Raw genomic sequence first — 24,132 nt, forward strand, 5'->3', positions numbered from 1 at the left:
TCGCGCGTTGCTCAGTCGGTGGCTCGGTCGGTGGCTCGGTCGGTGGGCACGGCCCGGGCCGCCACCATCAGCTGGCCCAGCGCCAGGCCGCCGTCGTTCGGCGGCACCAGGTGGTGCCGCAGGACCGTGAAGCCGTCCTCGCGCAGGGCGACGGCGCAGGCCGAGGAGAGCAGCGTGTTGGCGAACACCCCGCCCGTCAGGGCGACGGTGTCCAGCCCGTGCCGCTCCCGGGCCAGCGCGCAGATCCGGTGCACCAGGCCGGTCACGGCGCGGTGGAAGCGGGCCGCGACCACGGCCGGCCCGACGTCCGCGCGCAGGTCGTCGACGATCGCCGCCAGCACCGGCGCCGGGTCGGCCCGGATGGCGCCGCCCTCGCCCTCTCGCGCCGCGTGCAGGGCGAAGGCGTAGGCGGTGGAGTCCCCGGCGGGTGCGTGCAGCGCGGCGCCCTCCAGCTCGACGGCGGCCTGCGCCTCGTATCCGGCGCGGTGACACACCCCGGCGAGAGAGGACACGGCGTCGAAGAGCCGGCCCATGCTGGAGGTGGGAACACAGTGCAGGTCGCGCTCCAACTGCCTCTCCAGCAGTCTCAGTTCGTCGGGAGGACAGGCGCTCGTGCACGCGAGGTCCGCGGACCAGGGGATCCCGGCCGCCCTGAGGTGGGCGAGCGCCATGCGGTACGGACGGCGCACCGCGGCATCGCCACCGGGCAGCGGGACGTACGCGAGGCGGCCGAACCGGGTGAAGCCGTCATAGTCCGCGAGGAGGAACTCCCCGCCCCACACGGCGCCGTCGTCGCCGTGGCCGGTGCCGTCGAAGGCGACGCCGATCACCGGCCGGGCGCCGTCCAGCCCGTGCTCGGCCATCGCGGAGGCGATGTGCGCGTGATGGTGCTGGACGCGCACGACGGGGCGGTGCGCCGCGTTCCGGTCGGCCCACCGTGCGGAGCGGTAGCCCGGATGCCGGTCGGACGTCACGGTCTGCGGCTGAACCCCGGTGATGAACTCCAGCTGTTCCACGGCCCGTTCGAAGGCGCGCTGGGTGCCGACGTCGTCCATGTCGCCGATGTGCGCCGACAACCAGGCCTGTCGGCCCTCCCCCAGACAGAAGGCGTTCTTCAGGTCTCCCCCCACGGCGAGGGCCGGCCGCACGGGCAGCGGCAGCGTGAGCGGCAGCGGGGCGTAGCCCCGGGAACGGCGGATCACCAGCGGGTGTCCGTCGCAGACGCGGACCACGGAGTCGTCGCACGGGACATGGATCGGGCGGTCGTGCGTGAGCCAGGCGTCGGCCAGATGCGCGAGCCGCTCCAGGGCCTCGGCGTCGTCGGTGACGATCGGTTCGCCGGACACGTTGCCGCTGGTCATGACGAGCAGCCGCGGGCCGTCCGGGTCGCCCGGCAGGCCGAGCAGCAGATGATGCAGGGGCGTGTACGGCAGCAGTACGCCGAGGTCGGGACTGCCGGGCGCGACGGCCTCGGCGGGCCGCGGCCGCCCGGCCGTGCACGACGGGTGCGGACGCCGTCTCATGAGGACGACCGGCCTGGCCCGGTCTTCGAGCAGGCTCCGCTCCTCGGGGCTCACCCGGACGAGATGGCGGACGTCGTCCGCGGTCCTGGCCATGACGGCGAACGGCTTGTCCCCGCGCGCCTTGCGGCGTCGCAGGAGAGCGACCGCCGCCGGATTCGTGGCGTCACAGGCCAGGTGGTACCCGCCCAGGCCCTTCACGGCGAGGATCGCGCCCCTAGCCAGCAGTGCGCGTGCCTCGGCGACCGGATCCCCCTCGACGGCGTTCGGGGGCCCCGGCCGCCGGGCCACGAGCAGCCGCAACCGCGGCCCGCAGGCCGGGCAGGCGACCGGCTGCGCGTGGAAGCGGCGGTCGGCCGGATCGGCGTACTCGCGGGCGCAGTCGGGGCACATCGCGAAGTCGGCCATGGTGGTGTGGGCCCGGTCGTAGGGCACACCGGTGACGATCGTGAAGCGCGGGCCGCAGTGGGTGCAGTTGACGAAGGGGTGGCGGTGGCGGCGGTCCGCGGGATCGGCCAGCTCGGCGAGGCAGTCCGCGCAGGTGGCGGAGTCCGGGGAGACGAGGGTGCGGGCGGGTCCGTCGGTGCGGGAGGTGAGGATGGTGAACCCGGCGCCGCCGACGGGAGGCAGCTCCCGGTGGTGGACGGAGTCGACGCGGGCCAGCGGGGGCGCCTGAGCGGCGATCCGGTCGCAGAACCGGGCCACCGCCGAGGCGGCGCCCTCGACCTCCGCGACGACGCCCTCCGGGGTGTTGGTCACGTGTCCGGCCAGGGCGAGTTCGGTCGCGAGGCCGTACAGGTAGGGCCGGAAGCCCACGCCCTGCACCACTCCCCGAACGGTGACCATGCGGCGTCGCGGGGTGTCCTCGGTGACGGCGGCCGGAGACTGCGGAGCGCTCACGGGTGGGTGTGGGCCATGGTGCCGGCGGCCTCCGGATGCGCGTGGGTGTGACCGTGGTGGGGGTGCGACCGGGCCATGACCGGCGCATGGACGGGCACGCCGTCCGCGGCCGCCAGCGCCCGGTCGAGCAGTGCGCCGACTCCCTCTCCCCGGCGGGCCGAGGTCAGGATCACCTCGACCCCGGGGTTGACCTGCTCGACGTTCGCGCGGAAGGCGTCCTCGTCGAACTCGACGGCCTCGGCGATGTCGGTCTTGGTGACCACGACGAGGTGGGCGAGCCCGAAGGCGGTGGGGTACTTGAGCGGCTTGTCCTCGCCCTCGGTCACGGACGCGAGAGCGACCCTCAGCGTCTCCCCGAGGTCGTAGGAGGCCGGACAGACCAGGTTGCCGACGTTCTCCACGAACAGCAGCCGGGTGCCGTCGGGCAGCCATCCGTCGAGGTGCCCGGCGAGCATCCCCGCCTCCAGGTGGCACAGCCCGTCGGTGAGGACCTGCTTGACCGGGACGCCCGAACGCGCCAGGCGCGCCGCGTCGTTCTCGGTGGCGAGGTCGGCGCTCAGCGCCGCGACGGGAACGGACCGCTCCCGCGCCCGCAGCAGTTCCCGTTCCAGCAGCGCGGTCTTGCCGCTGCCCGGACTGGACAGCAGGTTGACGACCGCGGTGCCCCGGCCGGCGAGGTGGGCGCGCAGTTCATGGGCGCTCGCGTCGTTCTTCGCGAGTACGGCCTGGCGCAGGTCGACGACACGGCACATGGTTCAGCGCTCCTCGGAGATCGGTTCGCGGGTGGGCGCCTGCGAGGGGCCGCCGTCCATCCAGTGCACGTCGACGATCTGCAGTTCCCGGCCCGCGAGCAGCTCGGTGTCCGTCCCGTCGCAGCCGGGACAGGTCAGCCGGGGCGGCATGCCGACGGCCCATTCGTGTGCGCACGGCGTGCAGCGGGCCCGCCCCGGCACGGCTTCGGTGACCAGTTCGGCGCCTTCCAGCAGGGTTCCGGCGCAGACCAGTTCGAAGCAGAAGGCGAGGGCGTCGGGGACGACGCCGGCCAGTTCGCCCACCTGGAGCCGTACCGACCGCACCGCCGTGACGTCACCGGCCCGCTCGGCGGCCTCAGCCACCTGGTCGACGACGGCCAGCGCGACGGACATCTCGTGCATGGGTCTCCGTCCTTGTGCGCCCTTGGCTGCGGTCGGCCTTCATTAGAGGCGCGCGCCGCCCGGTCGCACGGCCCGGCACGCCGTCACCGGCCGGCGGGTACGCCGTTCGACGCAACCGCACGGCACACCGGTGGCGCCCGCGGTTCACATCCGTCGGATCCGCAGATAGCGCCGCACGTCGGGAAGCACCTCGACGCCGAGGGCCACCAGGGCCGCCAGGGCCGCTCCGCCGATGACGAACTTCTTCATCCCGTCTCTCCTCTTGTCGAGATCCCGCCGGCCGTGGCCCGCGGCGCGGACTCTCCCGGCTCGGCGCAGCACAGCAGCTCTTCGATCAGCCGGACGGCCTCCGGCACGGCGTCGGACACCGGCGTGCTCAGGCCGATGCCCTCGTCCACCGAGGCCGGTTCGCATCCGACGACCAGGACGCGGCGGGGCGGCTCGCCGCCGGTCCCGGCGCACAGGGCGCCCAGCAGCGCGAGGACGGCGTCCGGGGTCATCCGGTGGCCGTCCAGCGCGGGTGCGGGCGGCGAAGGGCTGCCGCCCGCACCGCCCGCGTCGTGTTCGATCACGTACAGCGTGCCGGGGGCTTCGCCGCGCGCCGTGGCGTCCACCAGGACGAGGGTGTCGTAGCCGTCCAGGAGCTGGTAGGCGAGGTGCACCCCGCGCACCCCGATGTCCACGACCTCGACGTGTGCGGGCAGGGCGCGCTCGGCGAGCCGGCGGGCGGTCTCCACGCCGAAGCCGTCGTCCGAGAGGAAGATGTTGCCGATGCCCGCCACGAGCGTCCTGGGAGCTGCCGGTGGGGAGGGGTTCATGCGTCGTCCTCCGGCAGGGTGACCTCGTCGGGCTGGAAGTACAGGAACCGTCCCTGTTCGCGGCGGATGTCGGCGCCCGGGTCGCCGTCGACGGTGACCGCCAGGTGCACCGCGCCGTCGACGTCGTGCAGCACCGCCTCGACCGTCGCGGTGCGGCCGTGCAGGAAGATGTCCTGCGCGTCGGTGCGGCGCCGGCCCGGGCGCAACTCGACGCGGCTGCCCTTGCCCACGCGCCGGCCGTCCACGACCACGTGGTCGCGCGCCGGGTCGAAGCCCGCCTCGCTCGCGGGGTCCCACCAGGGGGTGTCCGGGCGCTGCACGCCGTGCTCGTCGGGGAAGCCGTCGTCCGGGGCCGCGGGGCCCCGGCCGGTCGCCTCGCGCAGACCGCGCACCGCTCCGTGCAGCCGTTCCAGGACCTCGGGCGGCATCGAGTCCGCCAGCTCGATCACGGCGGCCGCCCGTTCGTCGGTGCCGCGGGCCTCGCGTTTCTCCTCGTCGGTGAGGGCCGCGGTGCGCAGCGCGAGGATCTCGTCGATCTCGGTGGCGTCGTAGAGCGCGCCGGGACTCTCCGGCGCGATGGCCGGGTGGTCCTCCAGGATGATCGGCGAGGACAGCACGAGGTCGGCGCTGCCTCGTTCGCCGGCGAGCACGGGCCAGGTGTGCAGGTTGCGGCAGGCGGCGACCGCGCCCTTCGCCCACTCCGGGGGATCGGTCATCGACACGAACGATCCGGCGCTGAGGGCCATGAGGAGGTGGGTGGCCACCAGGGAGTGCGGCAGCGCGGCGTCCCGGCCGGCGTCACGGTCGTCGGACGGTGTCCAGCCGCTGGTGTTCTCGACGACGGCGGTCAGCCGCACGGCCCGGTAGGGGCCTTCGAGCTCGCGGGCCGACAGCCGGATCGTCCCGCTGATCTCCTCGTACCGCCGCAGCAGTCGGCCCACGGTGCGGCCGGCCGCGTCCAGGACCGGTTCGGCGTCCTCCCCTGCGGGGCGTCGGAAGGGATGTGTGACGCCGTCGCCGAGGAGGTCGTCCACCGGGGCGACCACCTCGACGCGCTCCTCGGTTCCCTCGTCCCAGGGCATCAGCACCCGGTCGTCGAGGCGGAGTTCGGCGACCGTGTCGAAGCCGCCGTCCGGGCGGGCCCGTTGCACCGTGCGCCGTCGGGCGCGCAGGAAGCGCACCTCGACCGAGAGGGTCGCGCCCGCCCTCGGTTCCATCAGGCATTCGGTGTGCTGGAAGTCGTGCTCCTCGCACTCGGCGCCCCAGCCGGGCGGCACCAGCACCCCGAACTGCCAGCGCAGCCGGTTCTTGGCCGCCGAGGCGCGGTACGGATAGAGCACATAGCCCTCGAAGAGGACGGCGTCGGCCACCTGCCGGGCGAGGGCGAACCGCGCCTCCGTCTCGGAGGCGAACGCGGTCACGGTCACGGGTCCGTCCTTCCGGTGGTGCCGGTCAGCGCGCGCAGCGGGTCGCCGCGGGGCGGATCGGCGGCGCCGCTGTCGTCGAGGAGGGACGTGAGGGTCGCCTCCCAGGAGGGCAGCGCGCGCCGGGAGCGGTAGGCGAGGAGGGCGTCCATGGTGTCGCGGGGCAGCCGGATCCAGCCGCATCCGGGGAAGTGCTGCTCGACCATCTCCCGCCAGGTCGCGACCGGCATCCGGAAGGCGGCCTCCCGGTCCCAGGGGACCGGTTCGACCCGGAAACCGCCGGCTCCGGTGAACGCCGTGCCGGAGAACAGCATCAGCAGCGGGACCTCGCCGCCGCTGAGAGCGGCGAGGTAGCGGGTGGCCGCGATGTCCATGTCGTAGGTGCAGGGCACCACGAGGTCGGCTTCGGTCTCGCCGGTGAAACCGGGGACCATGAGCGAGATCTGGGCGAACTGCACCGGCTGAAGGGTGCTGCCCCAGCGGGAACGCTCGCCGAAGAGGTCCGCGAGGCCGTCGGCCTCGGCGGAGTCGTAGCTGCGGCGGGCCGGTTCGACGCGGATCTGGCAGCGCAGCGCGAGGGCGTGCACGGGGCTGTCGCCGGAGGCGGTGACGCGCAGCCGGAAGACGAGGGTCGGTCCGGCGGCGTAGCGGTCGGCGCGGACTCCGGTGCAGGCGAAGGAGAACTCCGTCACGGTCGCACCGCCTCGTCCACGGGCCGGGCGCGTCGCGAGACGTCCGCGAAGAACGCGTCCAGCGCGGCGCGGGCCTCGGCCCCGCCGTCGAAGCCCTGCCACAACAGGCGCATGCGGCCGACGAGTTCGTAGCAGACGTCGATCGGTACGAGGTGGCACTCGAAGCGGCCGTCGGTGCGGCGCAGCAGCAGCGCCTCCACGTCGGGTTCGAGGAGACCGGCGAGGGGGCTGCGGCCGAGGACGGCCGCCCAGGTGGCCGGTTCGAGTTCGCTCTCGGTCGCTCCGGCCGGGCTCGGGTAGAGGGCGACCAGCCGGTCGAGCGCCGCATTGCGGAACAGGAAGGCGACGCCGACGGGGATCTGCAACGCGTCCCACGCGCTCTCGTCGATGCGGTGGCCGGGGTCGGTGAGGTAGCGGGAGGGGACCGTGCGGAAGCGGCCCGCGGCGGCGCCCGGCTGCTCCATCAGCAGCGCACAGGCGGTGCAGGCGCAGACGAGGGCGCGCTTCTCGGTGTCGACCAGGTGGCGATGGTCCGCCTCGGGCACGGTCACGGCGCACAGTTCGCACCGCTCGGGCCGGGGCGCCCGCTCGGTGCGGAATCTGCGCAGGCCGACGGGGTGCGCGCGCCGGACGGGCGCCGGGGATGCGCTCATCGGGTACCCGTCGGCGCCGGCCCGGTGCCGATCTGCAGGAGGGCGGGCCCGGCGGGCTCGGTCCGCACCTCGACGGCCGTGACCTCCGGTGCGAAGCAGGCGAGGGCCGCCTGCGCGGCTTCCCGGGCGCTTGCGCCGGAGCCGCAGCCGCAGCCGCCGGCCTCCTGGGTCCGCAGGGTCAGGGCGCCGCTCTCCTCGTCGAAGTCCTCGACGTCCAGGGCGTGTTCCCGGACGCTGTCGAGGGCGCGGGCGATGCGGGTGTCGCGGTCCTCGGGGTGCAGGTCGTGCAGGACGAGGAGGCTCGCGACGAGTTCGTCGCCGAGCAGGTCGGCGAGGGCGTCGCCCGGAGCGTCGGACAGCAGGTCCAGCACGCGGGCCAGGCCGGAGCCGTAGAAGTCCATGAGGGAGCGGACCAGTTCCTCGGCCGCCGCCGCGGCGGCCGGGTCGCTCCCGGCCAGCCGGTCCAGCACCTCCTCGACACGGCGCCCGGTCTGTTCCGCGTCGACGGGTCGCGCCGCCGTCGGGGCGCTCATCCGCCCAGTCCGCTCAGGCCGGTGGGCACGTGCATCGACTTCACCGTCTTGCCGCCGCCGACGTACATGTGGACGCCGCAGGGCAGACAGGGGTCGAAGCTGCGGACGGCGCGCATGATGTCGATGCCCTTGAAGTTCTCCGGGGTGTTCTCCTCGAAGATCGGGGTGTTCTGCACGGCGTCCTCGTAGGGCCCCGGCGTGCCGTAGGAGTCGCGGACGCTGGCGTTCCAGGGGGTGGGCGGGTAGGGGTGGTAGTTGGCGATCTTGCCGTCCCGGATGACCATGTGGTGGGAGAGGACTCCGCGGACCGCCTCGGTGAAGCCGACGCCGATGCCCTCCTGGGGCACCTCGAACTTCTCCCAGGTCTGGGTGCGTCCGGCGCGGACCTCCTCGAGGCCCTTCTCGGCGCAGTGCAGGGCGACGGCGGCGGCGTAGGCCTGGAAGTAGGTGCGCGCGCGGTTGCGTTCCAGCGCGTTGGACCACTTCGGGATCCGCCACTCGAAGGTGGTCTCCGGCTTGGTCATGGTGCGCGGCAGGTTGATGACCACGCTGTGCCCGGTGGCCTTGACGTAGCCGATGTCGACGAGCCCGGACAGGGCGGTGGACCACAGGCGGGCGATGGGGCCGCCGCCGGTGTCCAGGGCGAGGTGGTCCTTGCCGTCGAACCAGCGCGGGGACATGACCCAGCTGTACTTGTCGTCGAAGTCCCGCTTCTGCGGGGCGGGGATGGTGTGCTGGTTCCACGGGTGGCGCGGGTCCACCGGGTTGCCGAGCGGGTCGTGGGTGACGAACTGCTGCTGGCCCTGCCAGTCCTCGTAGTAGGAGCTGCCCAGCAGGATGCGGATGCCGAGGTTGATCTCGGTGAGGTCGTTGGTGACCAGTTTGCCGTCGACGACGATGCCGGGCGTGACGAACATCCGCCGGCCCCAGTCCGTCATGTTGGCGTAGGTGAAGTCGCAGTACTCCGGGTCGTTGAGCGCGCCCCAGCAGCCGAGCAGGACACGGCGGCGGCCCACTTCCTCGTAGCCGGGGAGCGCCTCGTAGAAGAAGTCGAACAGGTCGTCGTGCAGGGGCACGACGCGCTTCATGAACTCGACGTAGCGCATCAGCCGGCTGAGGTAGTCCGTGAAGAGCTGCACGGAGGCGATGGTGCCGACGCCGCCCGGGTACAGGGTGGAGGGGTGCACATGGCGGCCCTCCATCAGGCAGAACATCTCGCGGGTGTAGCGGCTGACCTGGAGGGCCTCGCGGTAGAACTCCCCCTCGAGGGGGTTCAGCGAGCGCATGATGTCGGCGATGGTGCGGTAGCCGTGCTCGGCCGCGTGCGGGGCCTCGGTCCGCTCGGCGAGTTCGAGGACGCCGGGGTTGGTCTCCCGGACCATCTTCTCGCAGTAGTCGACCCCTACCAGGTTCTCCTGGAAGATGTTGTGGTCGAACATGTACTCCGCGGACTCGCCGAGGTTGATGATCCATTCGGCGAGGTGCGGCGGCTTCACGCCGTAGGCCATGTTCTGCGCGTACACCGAGCAGGTGGCGTGGTTGTCGCCGCAGATCCCGCAGATGCGGCTGGTGATGAAGTGGGCGTCGCGCGGGTCCTTGCCGCGCATGAAGACGCTGTAGCCGCGGAAGACCGACGAGGTGCTGTAGCACTCCGCGACCCGCTTCTGCTTGAAGTCGATCTTCGTGTGGATGCCGAGGGAGCCCACGATCCGGGTGATCGGGTCCCAGGCCATCTCCACCAGGCCGCTGCCGTCGCCGGCCGCCTTCGTCGTTGCCATCGTCTTTGCCGTGCCCTTCGTTTGCGCGGGGGGTTCGTGGTGGGGTGCGCGAAGCAGAAGCGGGTCAGTCGTGGGTCACACGCGGATCAGTCCTGACGGAGCGTCACCAGGGCGGCCGGTAGCCGGTGGTGATCTTCTCTCCGGTACGGCGCCACCTGGGCTCCTTGTCCACCGTCTTCGCCGTGATCGAGCGCAGCTTGCGGACCACTGCCCCGTAGGCGCCGCTGGCCGTGCTGGAGACCTTGGCGCCGGGCGGCTCGTCCATGAACGGCATGAACTTGTCGGGGAACCCGGGCATGGTGCAGGCGATGCAGATGCCGCCGACGTTCGGGCAGCCGCCGATGCCGTTCATCCACCCGCGCTTGGGCACGTTGCACTTGACGACCGGACCCCAGCAGCCCAGCTTGACCAGGCATTTCGGCGAGTCGTACGACAGGGCGAACTCGCCCTGCTCGTAGTAGCCCGCCCGGTCGCAGCCCTCGTGGACGGTGGCCCCGAACAGCCAGGTGGGCCGCAGTTTGTCGTCCAGCGGGATCATCGGCGCGGCGCCGGTCGCCTGGTAGAGCAGATACGTGAGCGTCTCGGAGAAGTTGTCGGGCTGGATCGGACAACCGGGGACGCACACGATGGGGATCCCGGCGTGGGACTTCCAGTCCCAGCCGAGGTAGTCCGGCACGCCCATCGCGCCGGTCGGGTTGCCCGCCATGGCGTGGATGCCGCCGTAGGTGGCGCAGGTGCCGATCGCGACGACCGCGAGGGCCTTCGGGGCCAGCCGGTCGATCCACTCGCTGGTGGTGATGGGCTGGCCGGTCTCCGGGTTGTCGCCGAACCCGCACCAGTAGCCCTCGGGCTTGATCGCCTCGTTGGGGATGGACCCCTCGACGACGAGGACGAACGGGTCGATCTCGCCCCGCTCCCCCTTGAAGAACCACTCGATGAACGTGTCCGAGCCGCCGACCGGGCCGCATTCGAAGTCGATCAGCGGCCAGTGGACGGCGATCTTCGGAAGGCCCGGCAGCACGCCGAGCACGATCTCCTCGATGCTCGGCTGCATGGCCGCCGTCAACGCGACCGAGTCGCCGTCGCAGCTCAGCCCCGCGTTGATCCAGAGAATGTGGATCGTGGGTGTCTCGTCGGCGGGCGCAGCGCCGACCGTCTTCGCCGTCGCCTCAGTCATGGGACCGCCTCCTGGGGAGGTAAGGGATGAAAGCCTGCGTTTCGGCCGTCGAGTTCTTCGTAGCAGTCCTACGGCGGTGATGAGACGGCGGAGAGGGCCGTTCAGGTGACGTCCGCGGCAGTGGGGGCCGGGCCCGTTTGCGCAACCGCGGGCGGACCGAGGTGCGGCGGGGTGCCCGAGGGCCGCTCCTTGTGGACGAAGCCCCGACGCAGCGCGTGGTAGGGGGCGTCGGGATCGTCGAAGGTCCGGCGCATCAGGGTGAGCTCGCGCTCACGGAAGCCGGCCAGCGGGGTCGCGCTCTGCAGCCGGTCCAGCTCCGTCTTCTTGGCGGCGATCCGTGACGCGGTCGCCGGCAGGGCGGCCAGCCGGGCCGCCAGGCCCCCGACCTCCCGCGCGAACTCACCGGGACCGGTGTCGACGACGCGGTCGACGAGCCCGAGGCGCAGTGCGCCCGCCGAGCTCACCGGCAGGGCGTCGCGCAGGAGCCGCTCGGCCGTCTCGGGCCCCACCCGGCGCGGCAGCGTGTGGGTCCAGTACTCCGAGCCGTACAGGCCCATCAGGCGGTAGTGCGGGTTCAGCACGGCGCCCGAGCGGCACCACACCTCGTCGGCCGCCAGGGCCAGCATGACGCCGCCCGCCGCCGCGTTGCCCGCGACCGCCGAGACCACCAGCCGGTCGGTCGTCGTCAGGACCGCCTCGACCAGGTCGTCGATGGCGTTGATGTTGGCCCAGGATTCGGCGGCCGGGTCGTCGGCCGCCTCGATGACGTTGAGGTGGATCCCGTTGGAGAAGAAGTCCCGTTCGCCGCCCAGCACCAGCACCGAGGTGGGCCGCCCGCACGCTTCCCGGTAGGCGTCGAGCAGTCGTCGGCACTGCTCGGTGCTCATGGCGCCGCCGGGGAAGGAGAACGACAGGAAGCCCGCGTTCCCGTCCTCCCGGTAGCGGATGTCGGTCCAGGTGCGGTGGGGTGTGCCGGACGACAGGGGCGCGGCCTTCTCGGGCAGCGGCGGCAGCAGCTCGCCCAGGGCCCGCACGGCGGGCAGTTTGAACGTGGGGGGCTGTCCCGGGGTGCGCCGGGGCCGCAGCTCGGGGATCCACACGGCGCCGTCCCGGGTGGCCCGGCAGATCGCCCCGGCCCTGGTCGCCAGCAGCTCGCCGGGCCGGCCGCGCAGCACGCCCTCGGGGTGACCGCCGTGCAGGTACCACTCGCCCCCGAGGAGCGTGTCCAGCACTCCGGGCTGCGAGTCCGCCGCCCTCAGCTTGCGCAGCACGGTCCGTGTGGAGTCCTCGGCCCAGTCGATCCGCCGGACGCTCTGGTCGAGGTACGGACGCGGGCGCAGGCGCGCGTCGGCCGCGCATGCCCTGTCCTGCTTGCGCGGCACGTGAGCGCCCCCGGCGAAGCGCTCCACCGCGAGCAGGACGGCCTCGAGCGCGGCGTCGGCGATCTCGCCCCGGTACAGCTCGCTCTTGGACGCCTCGGGAAGCCGGCAGGGCGCCTCGGCCCACACATCACCGGCGTCCATCTCGGCGTCGGCCTGCAGCACGGTGACGCCCCACTGGTCGATGCCCTCGTGGATCGCCCAGTCGAGGGAGGACGGCCCGCGGTCGCCCACGGGCCCGGGATGGACGACGAAGCAGGGGTAGGCGGCCCAGACCTCCTCGGGGATCGCCGACTTCAGCATCGGCGCCACGACGAGCTGCGGGGCGTGCCGTCGCACGGCGTCCGGCAGCGCGCCGCCCGGGAGGGCGAGTTCCACCGCCACCCGGTGGCCACGGTCGCGCAGTTCGGCGTGGACGCGCTGGGTCAGGCTGTTGAACGCGCTGGCCAGGATCAGGATGTGCACGGCTGCCTCCGGGCGGACGAACGGCAGGCAGCGATGGCCGCCGATGCGATCCTCGGCCACGGCGGAGCGCCGCCCCCGGCGGCAGGCGGCACGGTCATCCGAAAGCGGGCCCCGATCCGCCGTCCGGCCTCACCGGCCGCCGCCGCGGCGGCGGCATGGCCCTCCGGCGGCACGGGCGCCCCGGCGGCCCCGGGTCAGCGGTTCTCGACGGTCACCGTCGCCGCAGACCGCTGGTGATGCGCTCCCACGGGGAGCGGGTGGCGCCGAAATGGGTCTCGTGCGCCCAGATGTGCGTGCAGGAGCGGCACTGGAGGTGGAGCAGGCTGCCGACGTGGGACAACAGATAGCGCCAGTGCTCGGAGCAGGTGCGCCCCTGCTCGCACGTCGCACACCCACGACGGTCGTCGCAGTTCGGGCAGGCCACCCAGGCGCGGCGCCCCGGGTCCGCCTGCGGGTCAAGCGGCAGCATGGCCGCCTCCTCGCCGCGGAAGCACACCGGCCGCGACCAGCTCGTCGTACACACGCTGTTGCTCCGGGCTGAGGCCGGAGTACAGCAGCCCGTACGCCGCCTCCTCGCCGCCCAGCGCGGCGCCGGGGTCCCAGCCGGGGCCGAGGGCGTCCAGGACGTGGGCGCGCCGGAGCATCTCGTGCGCGCTCAGGTCGACCACCAGGTCGGTCAAGGGCGGGGCGTCGGTGCGGTCCGCCGCGGGCCTGCTCGCCGCGGCGGGTTCGTCCGGTTCGCCGGGAAGGGCGCGGTCATGGGTGGACATGCGACAGAACGTAAGGAAGCGATCCTCGCCCCGGCAAGAGCGGGTGGGAGACGTCACAACGGGACCGTCCGCGGGCGGGCCGGGCGATCCGGAGGGTGCGTCGAGCCCGGTTTCTCCGGATACACGCCAATGAACCGGGAATGCCGGGCCCTTGACGCGGCCCTTCGTCACCGCCCGTGCACACAGCGAGTTTTCGCTTCCGCCCCACAGGGAGTCGTGTGACACTGACGTCCACTGTCCGCACCGCGGACTCCGTCCGCACCGTCCCCCACGAAAGTGCGCCGTGCGCTCTCTCCCACTGCCGCTCACCCTCACCGCGCGCCTGTCCCCCGTGGCCGTGCTCGCCTGCGCGGGCTGGGCGCTGACGTCCGGACCGCTCACCGCGACGCAGGACACCGCGGCCAAGGACACACAGAAGACCCGGTCCGAGACGGCTTCCGGGCCCTCCACGACGACCGTGTCCAAGACGTACGGCGCCGCGCCGGCCCCCTGCACCAGTGTGGCCGCGAAGACGATCACCACGCTGGTGCCGGGCGTCAAGCCGGCCGGCAAGGAGATCCCGTCCACGGACACCGGGCTGCGCCGCACCTGCTCGTGGAACGCGCTCAAGGGCTACGACTACCGCTGGCTCGACATCTCCTTCGAGATCATGGACTCCGACGACGCGGCGCAGAGCTCGTACAAGGAGCGCATCAAGGAGAAGAGCGGCGGCGGGGTGGTGCCGGGGCTCGGGAACGCGGCCTACTCCGTGGTCAACCTGACGACGGAGGACAAGCAGCAGACCCGGGAGGGCGTCGTCATCGCCCAGGTGGCCAACGCGCTGGTCGTCGTCAACTACAACGGCAGCGACTTCGAGTCCAAGAAGGCGCCCGCCACCGACGAGATCAACAAGGGTGCGATCAGGGCGGCCAAGGAAGCGGTGGCCGCCCTGCAGAACGGGCCCGGAACCTGAGCCCTCCCCCGTGTGACGGCGCGAGCGGCACCGAACGGCCGCAGGAGCGTGAGCGCTCCTGCGGCCGTCTTCCGTGGCGGGTGCGCCGTCGCGCGGGTCAGGCGTCGGCCTCCTCCTGACGTCCCCGCAGCAGCATCAGGGCCAGGTACACGACGGTCGAGGCGCCGAGGCCGACCGCCCAGCCGTAGTCGGCGAGGGGCTTCAGCGCCGGGATGGGCCGGCCGTCGATCAGCGGCTTGAAGCCCGCGCCGCCGACGGCGAGGACGCCACCGGTCACGAACGCCACCACGGCCCGCCAGTTCCAGCCCGCGTCGTACCAGTAGCGGCCGCCCGAGCGGTACAGGTCGGTCAGGTCGAGCTTGCCGCGGCGCAGGATCCAGTAGTCGGCGATGAGGATGCCCGCGACCGTGCCCAGCAGACCGCCGACCAGACCGAGCCAGGTGAAGATGTAGCCCTGCGGGTCGGAGTACAGCTTCCACGGGAAGATCAGCACACCGAGGACGCAGGTGACCAGGGCGCCGGTGCGGAAACTGATCTTCCGCGGCGCGATGTTGGAGAAGTCGAAGGCCGGCGAGACGAGGTTGGCGGCGATGTTCACCGACAGGGTCGCCACCAGCACGGTCACCAGCGCGAACAGCAGCCCGAAGACGTTGTCCGTCTTGGCGGCGAGCTGTACCGGGTCCCAGACCGTCTCACCGTAGACGGCCTGCGAACCGGAGGTGACCAGCACCGACAGCAGCGCGAACAGCGTCATGGTCGTCGGAAGCCCGAGCGCCTGTCCCCAGGTCTGCGCCTTCTGCGACTTGCCGTAGCGGGTGAAGTCGGGGATGTTCAGCGACAGCGTGGACCAGAACCCGATCATGCCCATCAGGGACGGCCAGAACAGTTTCCAGAAGTCGCCGCCCCAGCCCAGCTTGGACGGCTGGTCCAGCAACGGGCCGAAACCACCTGCCTTGTTGCTCATCCAGATCAGCATCACCAGCGCGCCGACGAGGACGAAGGGCGCCGCCCAGTTCTCGAAGCGGCGGATCGTCTCCATGCCCCGGTAGATGATCGCGACCTGGAGCGCCCAGAAGAGCGCGAACGACAGCCACATGGTCCAGGCGTACCCGCCGATCTTCCCGGCGTCGGACCAGCCGTTGCCGATCAGCTTCCCGGCGAGGAAGTAGATCGCCTCACCGCCGATCCAGGTCTGGATGCCGAACCAGCCGCACGCCACCAACGCCCGCACGATGGCCGGGAGGTTGGCGCCGCGGACGCCGAAGGAGGCCCGCGCGAAGACCGGGAAGGGGATGCCGTACTTCGGCCCCGCGTGCCCGGTGAGCAGCATCGGGACCAGCACGATCAGGTTGGCCAGGCCGATGGTGAACACCGCCTGCTTCCAGTCCATGCCCACGGCGATCAGACCGGAGGCCAGCGTCCACGACGCCGTGTTGTGGGCCATGCCGACCCACAGCGCGGAGAAGTTGTACGTCGTCCAGGTGCGCTTCTCCACGGGGACCGGCAGCAGGTCCTCGTTGGCGTAGGGGCCGCTGGGCTGCGGCGAACCAGGGGCGATCTCCACCCGGCCGTCGGCCAGGGTGACTTGAGAGGTCGGCGGTATGGCCGTGGGAGCGGTGTCGGTCATGGGCAGGCCAATCAAACGAGGGGCGGATCCGGAAAGGCCGTGCGGGTCTCCGGTCCCCTCCTCCGGGGAGGTGGAGGAGGGGTGAACTGGAGTGGGGGGATGGGGAGTTGCTCCTGAGGACGAGCGGGCGGGGCCCCTGGGGACGGGCGGGGTCAGGCGTTGACGGCCGGGATCACCGTCGTGCCGTACGCGTCGATGGTGGCCTCCTGCGCGTCGTGCATGTCGTAGACGGCGAACTGGTCGACGCCCAGCGCGCGCAGCGCGGTCAGCTTCTCGATGTGTTTCTCGACCGGTCCGATGACGCAGAACCGGTCGACGATCTCGTCCGGCACGAACGCGGTGTCGGGGTTGTCGGCCCGCCCGTGATGGGAGTAGTCGTACCCCTCGCGCGACTTGATGTAGTCGGTGAGTTCGTCGGGGACGGCGGCGGAGTGCGCGCCGTACTTGGAGACCAGGTCGGCGACGTGGTTGCCGACCATGCCGCCGAACCAGCGGCACTGCTCGCGCGCGTGGGCGAGCGCCTCGGGCGAGTCGTCCTCGGTGACGTACGCCGGGGCGGCGACGCAGATCTTCACCTCCGCGGGGTCGCGCCCTGCGGCGACGGCGGCGTCCTTGACGGCCTTCACCATGTACTCGGTGAGGTAGAGGTCGGAGAGCTGGAGGATGAAGCCGTCGGCCTCCTCGCCGGTCATCTTCAACGCCTTGGGGCCGTAGGCGGCCATCCAGACGGGGAGGTGCGCGTCCTCCTTGATCCAGGGGAACCGGACGACCGTGCCGCCGAGGTCGGCCTCCTGGCCCGAGCCGAGCGCCCGGATGACCTTCATGGCCTGGCTGATCCGGGCCAGGGTGTTCGGGGCGCGGCCCGCCACGCGCATCGCGGAGTCGCCGCGGCCGATGCCGCACACCGTGCGGTTGCCGAACATGTCGTTGAGGGTGGCGAAGGTGGAGGCGGTGACCTCCCAGGTGCGGGTGCCGGGGTTCGTCACCATCGGTCCGACCGTCAACCGGCTGGTGTTCGCCAGGATCTGACTGTAGATCACGAACGGTTCCTGCCAGAGCACGGCGGAGTCGAAGGTCCAGCCGTGGGTGAAGCCGTTGTCCTCGGCACGCTTCATCAGCTCGACGACCTTCGAGGCCGGCGGGTCGGTCTGCAGGACGAGTCCGAAGTCCATGTGCGCTGCTCCTAGTTGAGGTACTGGCAGGTGGAGCGCGGGGTGTAGACGCCGTGACCGGCGTGTCCGGTGTACTCCCGCTCGGTGATGACGAGTTCGCCGCGCGACAGGACCGTCTCGACGCGGCCGGTGAGGCGCCTGCCCTCGTACGCCGAGTAGTCGACGTTCATGTGGTGGGTCTCGGCGGAGACGATCTGCTCGGCGTGCGGGTCGTAGATGACCACGTCGGCGTCGGCGCCGGGGGCGATGGTGCCCTTCTTGGGGTACATGCCGAACATGCGGGCCGGGGTGGCGCAGGCGATCTCGATCCAGCGGCGGCGGCCGATGTGCCCGTCGACGACGGCCTGGTGGAGCAGGTCCATACGGTTCTCGACGCCCGGCAGACCGTTGGGGATCTTCGAGAAGTCGCCCCGGCCGAGTTCCTTCTGGCCCACGAAACAGAAGGGGCAGTGGTCGGTGGAGACGACCTGGAGGTCGTTGGTGCGCAGTCCCCGCCAGAGCTTGGCCTGGTGTTCCCTGGGCCTCAGCGGTGTGGAGCACACGTACTTGGAGCCCTCGAAGCCGGGCTCGGCGAGGTTGTCTGTGGACAGGAAGAGATACTGCGGACAGGTCTCGCCGAAGACGTTCAGTCCCTCGTCGCGCGCGCGGGCCAGTTCCGCGACCGCCTCCATCGCCGACACGTGGACCACGTACAGCGGGGCCCCGGCGACCTGCGCGAGCTTGATGGCCCGGTGGGTGGCCTCGGCCTCCAGGAGGGCCTTGCGGACCTCGCCGTGGTACCTCGGGTCGGTCTCGCCGCGCGCGAGCGCCTGCTCGACGAGGACGTCGATGGCGATGCCGTTCTCCGCGTGCATCATGATCAGTCCGCCGTTCTCGGCGGAGCGCTGCATGGCGCGCAGGATCTGACCGTCGTCGCTGTAGAAGACGCCGGGGTAGGCCATGAACTGCTTGAAGGAGGTGACGCCCTCCTCCACCAGCAGGTCCATCTCCTTGAGCGTGTCCTGGTTGACGTCGGAGACGATCATGTGGAAGCCGTAGTCGATCGCGCAGTTGCCCTCCGCCTTGGCGTGCCAGGTGTCGAGGCCTTCGCGCAGGCTGCGCCCCACGCTCTGCACGGCGAAGTCGACGATCGTCGTCGTGCCGCCCCAGGCGGCCGCCCGGGTGCCGGTCTCGAAGGTGTCGGAGGCGAAGGTGCCGCCGAACGGCAGCTCCATGTGGGTGTGGACGTCGACCCCGCCCGGGATGACGTACTTCCCGGTGGCGTCGATGACCCTCTCGGCGGTCCAGGCCCCGGCGGCCGGGGTGCCGGAGGCGGCGAGGGCGGCGACCCGGCCGTCCTCGATCAGGACGTCGGCGTGGATCTCGTCGGACGCGGTGATGACGAGGCCACCCCGGATGACGGTACGGCTGCTCATACTCCCTCTCCTGCCGTGTTCAACACTGGTGTCGTGCCTGGAGGGCGCCGCCGGTCGGGCCCCCGTGCACCGGACCGGCGGCGGCTGCGGCCGGTTACGGCGCGGTCAGCGGGGGGTAGGCGTCGGGGCGGCGGTCCCGGTAGAACTGCCAGCGGTCGCGCACCTCGCGCAGCTTGGCCATGTCGAGGTCGCGGACGACGAGTTCGCTCTCCTTGTCGCTCGCCACCTCCCCGACGAACTGGGCCTCCGGGTCCACGAAGTACGAGGTCCCGTAGAAGTCGTTGTCGCCGAGCTCCTCGACGCCGACCCGGTTGATCGCGCCGACGAAGTACTCGTTGGCGACCGCGGCCGCCGGCTGCTCCAGCTGCCACAGGTACGCGGACAGGCCGCGCGAGGTCGCCGACGGGTTGAACACGATCTCCGCGCCCTCCAGTCCCAGCGCGCGCCAGCCCTCCGGGAAGTGGCGGTCGTAGCAGATGTAGACGCCGATCTTGCCGACGGCCGTCTCGAAGACCGGCCAGCCCACGTTCCCGGGCCGGAAGTAGAACTTCTCCCAGAAACCCCTCACCTGCGGGATGTGGTGCTTGCGGTACTTGCCGAGATACGAGCCGTCCGCGTCGATCACGGCGGCGGTGTTGTAGAGGACGCCCGGCTGCTCCTCCTCGTACATCGGCAGCACCAGGACGATGCCGTGCTCCTCGGCGAGCGCCTGGAACCGCCTGACGATCGGCCCGTCGGGGATCTGCTCGGCGTACTCGTAGAACTGCGGGTCCTGGACCTGGCAGAAGTACGGTCCGTAGAACAGCTCCTGGAAGCACAGGACCTGGGCACCCTGCGCCGCCGCGTCGCGGACCGCCTGCTCGTGGACCTGGATCATCGATTCCTTGTCGCCGGTCCAGGCCGTCTGGAAGACGGCGGCACGGATCACTTGGCTCATCGGGACCTCCGGTCGCTCGGTGTACGAGGAGCCTAGGAAGCCGGACGTCCCGCTCTGAGTTGCACGCTGTCACGCCTGAGGGCGTTCGGCGTGGCACCGTGTCACGTCTTCGTCGCCCCATGTTTCACCACCGTTTTCCCAGGTCGTTCCATGTTTCCGGGCGGTTGCCCGCGCCCTGCGGTCAGCTCTGCTGCGCGTCGTGCGCGAGGAGCGCGATATGCACCGAGGCGGCCTGTTCGAAGTCGTCGAGGTCCACGCCGAGCCGGCCCTCTATGGCCTCCAGCCGGCGGTACAGCGCCGGCCGGGAGACATGGTGGAGCTGCGCGGTGCGGGACTTGTTGCGGCCGGTGGCCAGATAGGTCCGCAGGACGGCGAGCAGGTCGTCGCCGGCCGCGCACAGCAGTCCGTCCAGCTCGCGCTCGGCGAAGGACTGCACATGCGGGTCGTCCCGCAGCAGCCGGACCAGGCCCCGCAGATGGACGTCCCTGAGCCGGACGACGGCCGGGAGGTCGAGCGCGGCCGTGGAGTCGGCCACGGCGTCCGCGACGTGCTGGGCCTCGCGCAGCCCGGCCGGCACGTCGTCCCACACGCTCCGCGGGTCGGCCGCCGCGACGACGGTGCGGGGCTGCCCCGACTCGGTGCGCAGCCGGGCGGCGAAGTGGACGGCGAGCGCCTCGGCGTCCTGGTCGCGGGCGAGGCTCAGCAGCACGGCGGTGGCCCCGTCGGCGAGCTCGGCGACCAGTCCCGGCAGACCCAGCAGCCGCAGCAGCCGTTCGAGCCGGGCCAGGTCGCCGTCCCGTACGACGAGCGGGACGAAGGTGCGCCGGTTGACGGGCAGGCCGGCCGCCCGGGCCCGGGGCAGCAGGTGCCGCGCCGGGACGACGCCGGAGACCAGGTCGGTGAGCAGGCTCTGCGCGGACTGCTCCTCCCAGGTGTGGGCGGAGGCGCCGGCGAGCATCCGGTGCAGGACGAGGGCCTCGGCGGCCCGGTCGGCGAGCAGCCGGCCTCCCGCGGTGTCCCCGCGGTGACCGCAGAGCATGATCTGCCCCCACCGCTCGCCGCGTCCGCCCAGTTCGGCGCGGATCCAGCCGTCGCCCTCGGTTCCGCCGGCCTGGCGGGCGATGCGCTCCCAGTCCCGCAGCACGTCCTCGACCGCCGAGCGCTCCCCCGCCGTGGCCAGCACCCGGTGGGCGAGATTGGTGACGACGACGGGACAGGCGGCGTGCTGGGCGATCTCGTCGAGCAGCCGTTGCAGCGGGGCGCCCGCGGTGATCAGTGCCGTCAGGGCGGTCCGCACGGCCTCCGACAGGCTGACGGCGGCGAACTTGCGGCGCACCAGCCGGGACTGGACCTCCTCGGTCAGCTCGGCGAAGGGGAAGGGGCGGTGCAGGACCACCATCGGCAGTCCGCACCGCTCGGCGGCGCGCCGCATCGCGTCCGGCGCGGTGGGGAAGGCCCGGCCCAGGCCCAGCACGACGGCCGCGGCCTCCGCGCGGTGCAGGGAACGGATGTACTCGGTCTGCGCGTTCTCGTCGCCGGCGAGCAGCACCCCGGTGGTCAGGACCATCTCGCCGCCGCTGAGCATCACGCCGACGTCGGCCGCCTCGGCGACGTGCACCCAGCGCACCGGCCGGTCGAGCTGGGACGCGCCGGCCACCACCTCGGGCTCACCGGCCAGCACCCTTTCCAGGGACAGGACCTGACGGACCGACAGTGCGGGTTCCAGCGGCTCCACGGGGCCCCAGGGCTCCAAGGCGATGGTCATGGCGATGTGTTCCCTTGGCTCAGGCCGGCGCTACTGCGTGCTCCTCAGCGCGCTTTCGAGGATCGCGGCGCCCTCCTCGGCCTCCGCCACGGTCAGGGACAGCGGTGGGGCGATGCGCAGCGCGCTGGTGTCGTGGCCGCCGCCCTTGCCGATGAGCAGCCCGCCGACGCGGGCGGCCTCCAGTACGGCGGCCGCGCGGTCGGGGTCGGCCAGGTCGGTGCCGGGCCGGGTCAGTTCGACGCCGATCATCAGCCCGCGCCCGCGCACCTCCCGGACGCCCGGGTCCTGGGCGACGACGGCCCGCAGCCGCTCGATGAGCAGTCCACCGACCCGCCGGGCGTTGCCCTGGAGGTCGTGTTCCAGCAGGTAGGAGAGGTTGGCGAGGCCGGCGGCCATGGTGACCTGGGTGCCGCCGAAGGTGGAGATGCTGTTGGCGTCCAGACAGTTCATGATCTCGGAACGGGCGACGACCCCGCCGATGGACGTGCCGTTGCCGATGCCCTTGGCGAAGGTGACGATGTCCGGCGGGCCGTTGTCGGCGTGCGCCTGCCATCCCCAGAAGTGCTCGCCGGTGCGGCCCCAGCCCGTCTGCACCTCGTCGGCGATCCACAGGATCCCGTGGGCGTCCAGCACCTCGCGGAAGGCCGCGTACAGTCCGTCCGGCGGCGAGGTGAAGCCGCCGACGCCCTGGATGGGCTCCGCGATCAGGGCCGCGGGCGCGCGGGTGTGCCCGAGCAGGTCCTTCAGGTCCGCGACACAGGCCTCGACGAAGGCGGCGTCGTCGAGAGCCGCGAACGGACCGCGTCCGCGCACCCCGCCGTGCACGTACAGCGTCTGCAACGGGGACAGCGAGGTCGGCGACCAGCCGCGGTTGCCGGTGATGCCGACCGCGCTGAAGGAACGCCCGTGGTAACTGTTGCGCATGGCCAGAACGGTGTTGCTGCGCCGGTGGGTCGTGGCGAGCAGCAGCGCCGTGTCGTTGGCCTCGGTGCCGGAGGTGGTGAAGAAGACGCGGGCGTCGGGGATGCCGCTGACGTGCGCGATCCGCTCGGCCAGCTCGACCATGGGCCGGTTGAGGTAGAGCGTCGAGGAATGGATGATCCGCCCGGCCTGCTCGCTCACCGCCTTGGTGACCTCGGGCAGCGCGTGCGCGGTCATCGTGGTGAGGATGCCGCCGAAGAAGTCGAGGTACTTGTTCCCCTCGGCGTCCCAGACGTGCCGGCCCTCCCCGTGGGTGATCTCCAGCGGGTCCTCGTAGTAGAGGGCGAGCCAGTCGGGCAGGACACCGCGGTGGCGGTCGTGGAGTTCGCTCACGGCTGCACCAGTCCGTCGTAGGCGTCGGGGCGGCGGTCCCGGTAGAAGGCCCACTGCTGCCGGACCTCCTCGACCAGGTCGAAGTCGAGGTCGCGGACGACGAGTTCCTCGTCCTTGTCGCTCGCGACGTCGCCGACGAACTTGCCGCGCGGGTCGACGAAGTACGACGTCCCGTAGAAGTCGTTGTCGCCGTACTCCTCGACGCCGACGCGGTTGATCGCGGCGACGAAGTACTCGTTGGCGACCGCGGCCGCCGGCTGCTCCAGCTGCCACAGGTGGGCGGACAGGCCTCGGTGGGTGGCGGACGGGTTGTACACCAACTGGGCGCCTTGGAGGCCGAGTTGCCGCCATCCCTCGGGGAAGTGACGGTCGTAGCAGATGTACACGCCGACCCGGCCGACGGCCGTGTCGAAGACGGGCCAGCCGGCGTTGCCCGGCCGGAAGTAGTACTTCTCCCAGAAACCCTTCACCTGCGGGATGTGGTGCTTGCGGTACTTGCCGAGGTAGGAGCCGTCGGCGTCGATCACGGCGGCGGTGTTGTAGTAGAAACCGGACTGCTCGACCTCGAAGACCGGCACGACGATCACCATGCCCGTCTCGCGCGCGAGCTCCTGCATACGACGCACGGTCGGCCCGTCGGGCACCGGCTCGGCCCAGCGGTAGTGCTCCGGCTCCTGGACCTGGCAGAAGTAGGGAGCGTTGAAGACCTCCTGGAACCCGATGATCTTCGCGCCCCTGCGGGCCGCCTCGCGGGCGTGCTCCTCGTGTTTCGCCACCATGGACTCGGTGTCGCCGGTCCAGGTGGCCTGGACCAGTGCGGCACGTACGACGTTGGCCATGAGCTGCTCCTTCGACAGGACGTCAGAGCCTCTACGCCCGTAGACGAAGGTCGTAGAGGGACGAACGTAAGCCTCCAGGACGGGCTTGCCAAGACCATCGTCGTTAACCCGCGGAGTCGATCGCGTTTCACACTCCTGTGGGTGAGTCGCGGACCGTCCGGCCCAGCGCCGACCGCCCGGACCGACCGGATGCGTCCCGCGGCCGACGGAACGCGCCCGGCGCGGGCGGCGGCCCGCTCAGGCGGTGAACCCGGCGACCCTGAGGGCGTGCACCAGATCCCAGCGGCGTTCCTCGGAGACGGTGCGGGCGGCCTGCAGCAGCAGCGGGACGAGGGCCCGCGGGTCCGGGGCGACGCTGCGGGCGGCCTCCTCCGGGGTGCGGACCCGGACGTAGGCGTCGAGCAGCGCGCGGGCCTCACGGTGTCGGCCGTCCCCGACCAGGGCGAGGACGGCCTGTCCGATCTCGGCGGCCGGGCGGGCGACGCCCTGCCGCAGGATCTGCGCGCCGTCACCGGTGCGCCCGACCGCGACCAGCGCGTCGGCCGCGGCGACGAGCCGCTCGGCCGGCAGGGAGGCCGCCTCCCAGAGCAGGGTGGTCCAGTCGGCGACCAGCCCGGTGCGCTGCAGCTCGGCCGCGAGCAGCGGGATGCGGGCGGCCGGCCAGCAGGCGAGCTCCACCAGCAGGGCGTGCGCCTCGCCGCTGCGGCCCTCGGCGCGCAGCCGCACCAGCCGCTGCACCGCCTCGACGGTCTCCCGCCGGGCGACCGCGTCCAACGGCTCGCGCTGCGGCTCGGCGTCGCGCGCCACGTGCTCGGCGGCGGCTCCGGCGAAGCGGGCGCCGCGCAGGG

22 protein-coding genes and 1 pseudogene are annotated in these 24,132 nt (G+C 72.1%); 1 reads left to right on the forward strand and 22 read right to left on the reverse strand.

Features of this window, described 5'->3' with window-relative positions; genetic code table 11:
- Nucleotides 1–11: 11 nt before the first annotated feature.
- The 14 genes from hypF to BG482_RS27090 form a co-directional block, all read right to left on the reverse strand.
- Nucleotides 12–2,420, reverse strand: a complete 2,409-nt coding sequence (gene hypF / locus BG482_RS27025; protein ID WP_069771747.1) for a carbamoyltransferase HypF — start codon at nt 2,418–2,420, stop codon at nt 12–14.
- Entirely contained in the window at nt 2,417–3,172 is a 756-nt protein-coding gene (gene hypB / locus BG482_RS27030) for a hydrogenase nickel incorporation protein HypB (RefSeq protein ID WP_069771748.1), read from the reverse strand. The genes hypF and hypB overlap by 4 nt, the downstream gene beginning before the upstream one ends.
- A 3-nt stretch (nt 3,173–3,175) precedes the next feature.
- Nucleotides 3,176–3,574, reverse strand: coding sequence for a hydrogenase maturation nickel metallochaperone HypA (locus BG482_RS27035; protein ID WP_069771749.1), 399 nt, complete (start codon nt 3,572–3,574; stop codon nt 3,176–3,178).
- Between the two features lie 144 nt (nt 3,575–3,718).
- The gene (locus BG482_RS46220) at nt 3,719–3,823 is read right to left on the reverse strand and encodes a hypothetical protein (protein ID WP_370745891.1); all 105 of its coding nucleotides are present in this window, start codon (nt 3,821–3,823) and stop codon (nt 3,719–3,721) included.
- Complete coding sequence (locus BG482_RS27040; protein WP_069771750.1) at nt 3,820–4,392, reverse strand: hydrogenase maturation protease; 573 nt, start codon at nt 4,390–4,392, stop codon at nt 3,820–3,822. The genes BG482_RS46220 and BG482_RS27040 overlap by 4 nt, the downstream gene beginning before the upstream one ends.
- The gene (locus tag BG482_RS27045) at nt 4,389–5,819 is read right to left on the reverse strand and encodes a hypothetical protein (protein WP_069771751.1); all 1,431 of its coding nucleotides are present in this window, start codon (nt 5,817–5,819) and stop codon (nt 4,389–4,391) included. The genes BG482_RS27040 and BG482_RS27045 overlap by 4 nt, the downstream gene beginning before the upstream one ends.
- On the reverse strand, nt 5,816–6,508 hold the full coding sequence (locus BG482_RS27050) for a DUF6084 family protein (RefSeq protein WP_069771752.1): 693 nt from the start codon (nt 6,506–6,508) through the stop codon (nt 5,816–5,818). Before BG482_RS27050 ends, BG482_RS27045 begins: the two co-directional genes overlap by 4 nt.
- The gene (locus tag BG482_RS27055) at nt 6,505–7,161 is read right to left on the reverse strand and encodes a DUF5947 family protein (protein WP_069771753.1); all 657 of its coding nucleotides are present in this window, start codon (nt 7,159–7,161) and stop codon (nt 6,505–6,507) included. The genes BG482_RS27050 and BG482_RS27055 overlap by 4 nt, the downstream gene beginning before the upstream one ends.
- A complete protein-coding gene (locus tag BG482_RS27060) occupies nt 7,158–7,694 on the reverse strand; it encodes a hypothetical protein (RefSeq protein WP_069771754.1) in 537 nt (178 codons plus the stop codon). The genes BG482_RS27055 and BG482_RS27060 overlap by 4 nt, the downstream gene beginning before the upstream one ends.
- Nucleotides 7,691–9,472, reverse strand: a complete 1,782-nt coding sequence (locus tag BG482_RS27065) for a nickel-dependent hydrogenase large subunit (protein ID WP_069771755.1) — start codon at nt 9,470–9,472, stop codon at nt 7,691–7,693. Before BG482_RS27065 ends, BG482_RS27060 begins: the two co-directional genes overlap by 4 nt.
- A 103-nt stretch (nt 9,473–9,575) precedes the next feature.
- Nucleotides 9,576–10,649, reverse strand: a complete 1,074-nt coding sequence (locus BG482_RS27070) for a hydrogenase expression protein HypE (protein ID WP_069771756.1) — start codon at nt 10,647–10,649, stop codon at nt 9,576–9,578.
- 101 nt (nt 10,650–10,750) lie between these two features.
- Nucleotides 10,751–12,493 carry an enoyl-CoA hydratase-related protein gene (locus tag BG482_RS27075; RefSeq protein WP_069771780.1) on the reverse strand — a complete coding sequence of 581 codons (1,743 nt, stop codon included), beginning with the start codon at nt 12,491–12,493 and terminating at the stop codon, nt 10,751–10,753.
- A gap of 211 nt (nt 12,494–12,704) precedes the next feature.
- Nucleotides 12,705–12,962: a hypothetical protein gene (locus BG482_RS27085; RefSeq protein ID WP_069771758.1), complete on the reverse strand. Its 258-nt coding sequence runs from the start codon at nt 12,960–12,962 to the stop codon at nt 12,705–12,707.
- Nucleotides 12,949–13,263, reverse strand: a complete 315-nt coding sequence (locus BG482_RS27090) for a DUF6400 family protein (RefSeq protein WP_069771759.1) — start codon at nt 13,261–13,263, stop codon at nt 12,949–12,951. Before BG482_RS27090 ends, BG482_RS27085 begins: the two co-directional genes overlap by 14 nt.
- A 283-nt stretch (nt 13,264–13,546) precedes the next feature.
- Between BG482_RS27090 and BG482_RS27095 the strand changes: the two genes are divergently transcribed.
- Nucleotides 13,547–14,215 (forward strand): hypothetical protein, encoded by a 669-nt coding sequence (locus tag BG482_RS27095; protein ID WP_069771760.1) that lies wholly within the window; start codon nt 13,547–13,549, stop codon nt 14,213–14,215.
- A gap of 97 nt (nt 14,216–14,312) precedes the next feature.
- Here the strand turns inward: BG482_RS27095 and BG482_RS27100 are convergent, their stop codons facing one another.
- The 8 genes and pseudogenes from BG482_RS27100 to BG482_RS27135 all read right to left on the reverse strand — a co-directional run.
- The gene (locus BG482_RS27100; protein WP_069771761.1) at nt 14,313–15,842 is read right to left on the reverse strand and encodes an NCS1 family nucleobase:cation symporter-1; all 1,530 of its coding nucleotides are present in this window, start codon (nt 15,840–15,842) and stop codon (nt 14,313–14,315) included.
- Nucleotides 15,843–15,994: 152 nt separating this feature from the next.
- Nucleotides 15,995–17,014: a TIGR03842 family LLM class F420-dependent oxidoreductase gene (locus BG482_RS27105; protein ID WP_069771762.1), complete on the reverse strand. Its 1,020-nt coding sequence runs from the start codon at nt 17,012–17,014 to the stop codon at nt 15,995–15,997.
- An 11-nt stretch (nt 17,015–17,025) separates the two neighbouring features.
- The gene (gene hydA / locus BG482_RS27110) at nt 17,026–18,429 is read right to left on the reverse strand and encodes a dihydropyrimidinase (RefSeq protein ID WP_069771763.1); all 1,404 of its coding nucleotides are present in this window, start codon (nt 18,427–18,429) and stop codon (nt 17,026–17,028) included.
- A gap of 94 nt (nt 18,430–18,523) precedes the next feature.
- A complete protein-coding gene (locus BG482_RS27115) occupies nt 18,524–19,366 on the reverse strand; it encodes a nitrilase-related carbon-nitrogen hydrolase (protein WP_069771764.1) in 843 nt (280 codons plus the stop codon).
- Between the two features lie 181 nt (nt 19,367–19,547).
- The gene (locus BG482_RS27120) at nt 19,548–21,131 is read right to left on the reverse strand and encodes a PucR family transcriptional regulator (protein WP_069771765.1); all 1,584 of its coding nucleotides are present in this window, start codon (nt 21,129–21,131) and stop codon (nt 19,548–19,550) included.
- A 30-nt stretch (nt 21,132–21,161) separates the two neighbouring features.
- Nucleotides 21,162–22,445 (reverse strand): aspartate aminotransferase family protein, encoded by a 1,284-nt coding sequence (locus BG482_RS27125; RefSeq protein WP_069771766.1) that lies wholly within the window; start codon nt 22,443–22,445, stop codon nt 21,162–21,164.
- On the reverse strand, nt 22,442–23,284 hold the full coding sequence (locus BG482_RS27130) for a nitrilase-related carbon-nitrogen hydrolase (protein ID WP_069771767.1): 843 nt from the start codon (nt 23,282–23,284) through the stop codon (nt 22,442–22,444). The genes BG482_RS27125 and BG482_RS27130 overlap by 4 nt, the downstream gene beginning before the upstream one ends.
- A 237-nt stretch (nt 23,285–23,521) precedes the next feature.
- Nucleotides 23,522–24,132: pseudogene (locus BG482_RS27135) on the reverse strand (hypothetical protein); the annotation flags it as partial.

This window comes from Streptomyces sp. LUP30 (genome assembly GCF_001746365.1).
Taxonomy (GTDB): Bacteria; Actinomycetota; Actinomycetes; order Streptomycetales; family Streptomycetaceae; genus Streptomyces.

Coding starts and splice junctions, on each gene's coding strand:
- hypB (WP_069771748.1), bottom strand. CDS start 3,172: ATGTGCCGTGTCGTCGACCTGCGCCAGGCCGTACTCGCGAAGAACGAC.
- BG482_RS27035 (WP_069771749.1), bottom strand. CDS start 3,574: ATGCACGAGATGTCCGTCGCGCTGGCCGTCGTCGACCAGGTGGCTGAG.
- BG482_RS46220 (WP_370745891.1), bottom strand. CDS start 3,823: ATGAAGAAGTTCGTCATCGGCGGAGCGGCCCTGGCGGCCCTGGTGGCC.
- BG482_RS27040 (WP_069771750.1), bottom strand. CDS start 4,392: ATGAACCCCTCCCCACCGGCAGCTCCCAGGACGCTCGTGGCGGGCATC.
- BG482_RS27055 (WP_069771753.1), bottom strand. CDS start 7,161: ATGAGCGCATCCCCGGCGCCCGTCCGGCGCGCGCACCCCGTCGGCCTG.
- BG482_RS27060 (WP_069771754.1), bottom strand. CDS start 7,694: ATGAGCGCCCCGACGGCGGCGCGACCCGTCGACGCGGAACAGACCGGG.
- BG482_RS27065 (WP_069771755.1), bottom strand. CDS start 9,472: ATGGCAACGACGAAGGCGGCCGGCGACGGCAGCGGCCTGGTGGAGATG.
- BG482_RS27070 (WP_069771756.1), bottom strand. CDS start 10,649: ATGACTGAGGCGACGGCGAAGACGGTCGGCGCTGCGCCCGCCGACGAG.
- BG482_RS27085 (WP_069771758.1), bottom strand. CDS start 12,962: ATGCTGCCGCTTGACCCGCAGGCGGACCCGGGGCGCCGCGCCTGGGTG.
- BG482_RS27090 (WP_069771759.1), bottom strand. CDS start 13,263: ATGTCCACCCATGACCGCGCCCTTCCCGGCGAACCGGACGAACCCGCC.
- BG482_RS27100 (WP_069771761.1), bottom strand. CDS start 15,842: ATGACCGACACCGCTCCCACGGCCATACCGCCGACCTCTCAAGTCACC.
- BG482_RS27105 (WP_069771762.1), bottom strand. CDS start 17,014: ATGGACTTCGGACTCGTCCTGCAGACCGACCCGCCGGCCTCGAAGGTC.
- hydA (WP_069771763.1), bottom strand. CDS start 18,429: ATGAGCAGCCGTACCGTCATCCGGGGTGGCCTCGTCATCACCGCGTCC.
- BG482_RS27115 (WP_069771764.1), bottom strand. CDS start 19,366: ATGAGCCAAGTGATCCGTGCCGCCGTCTTCCAGACGGCCTGGACCGGC.
- BG482_RS27120 (WP_069771765.1), bottom strand. CDS start 21,131: ATGACCATCGCCTTGGAGCCCTGGGGCCCCGTGGAGCCGCTGGAACCC.
- BG482_RS27130 (WP_069771767.1), bottom strand. CDS start 23,284: ATGGCCAACGTCGTACGTGCCGCACTGGTCCAGGCCACCTGGACCGGC.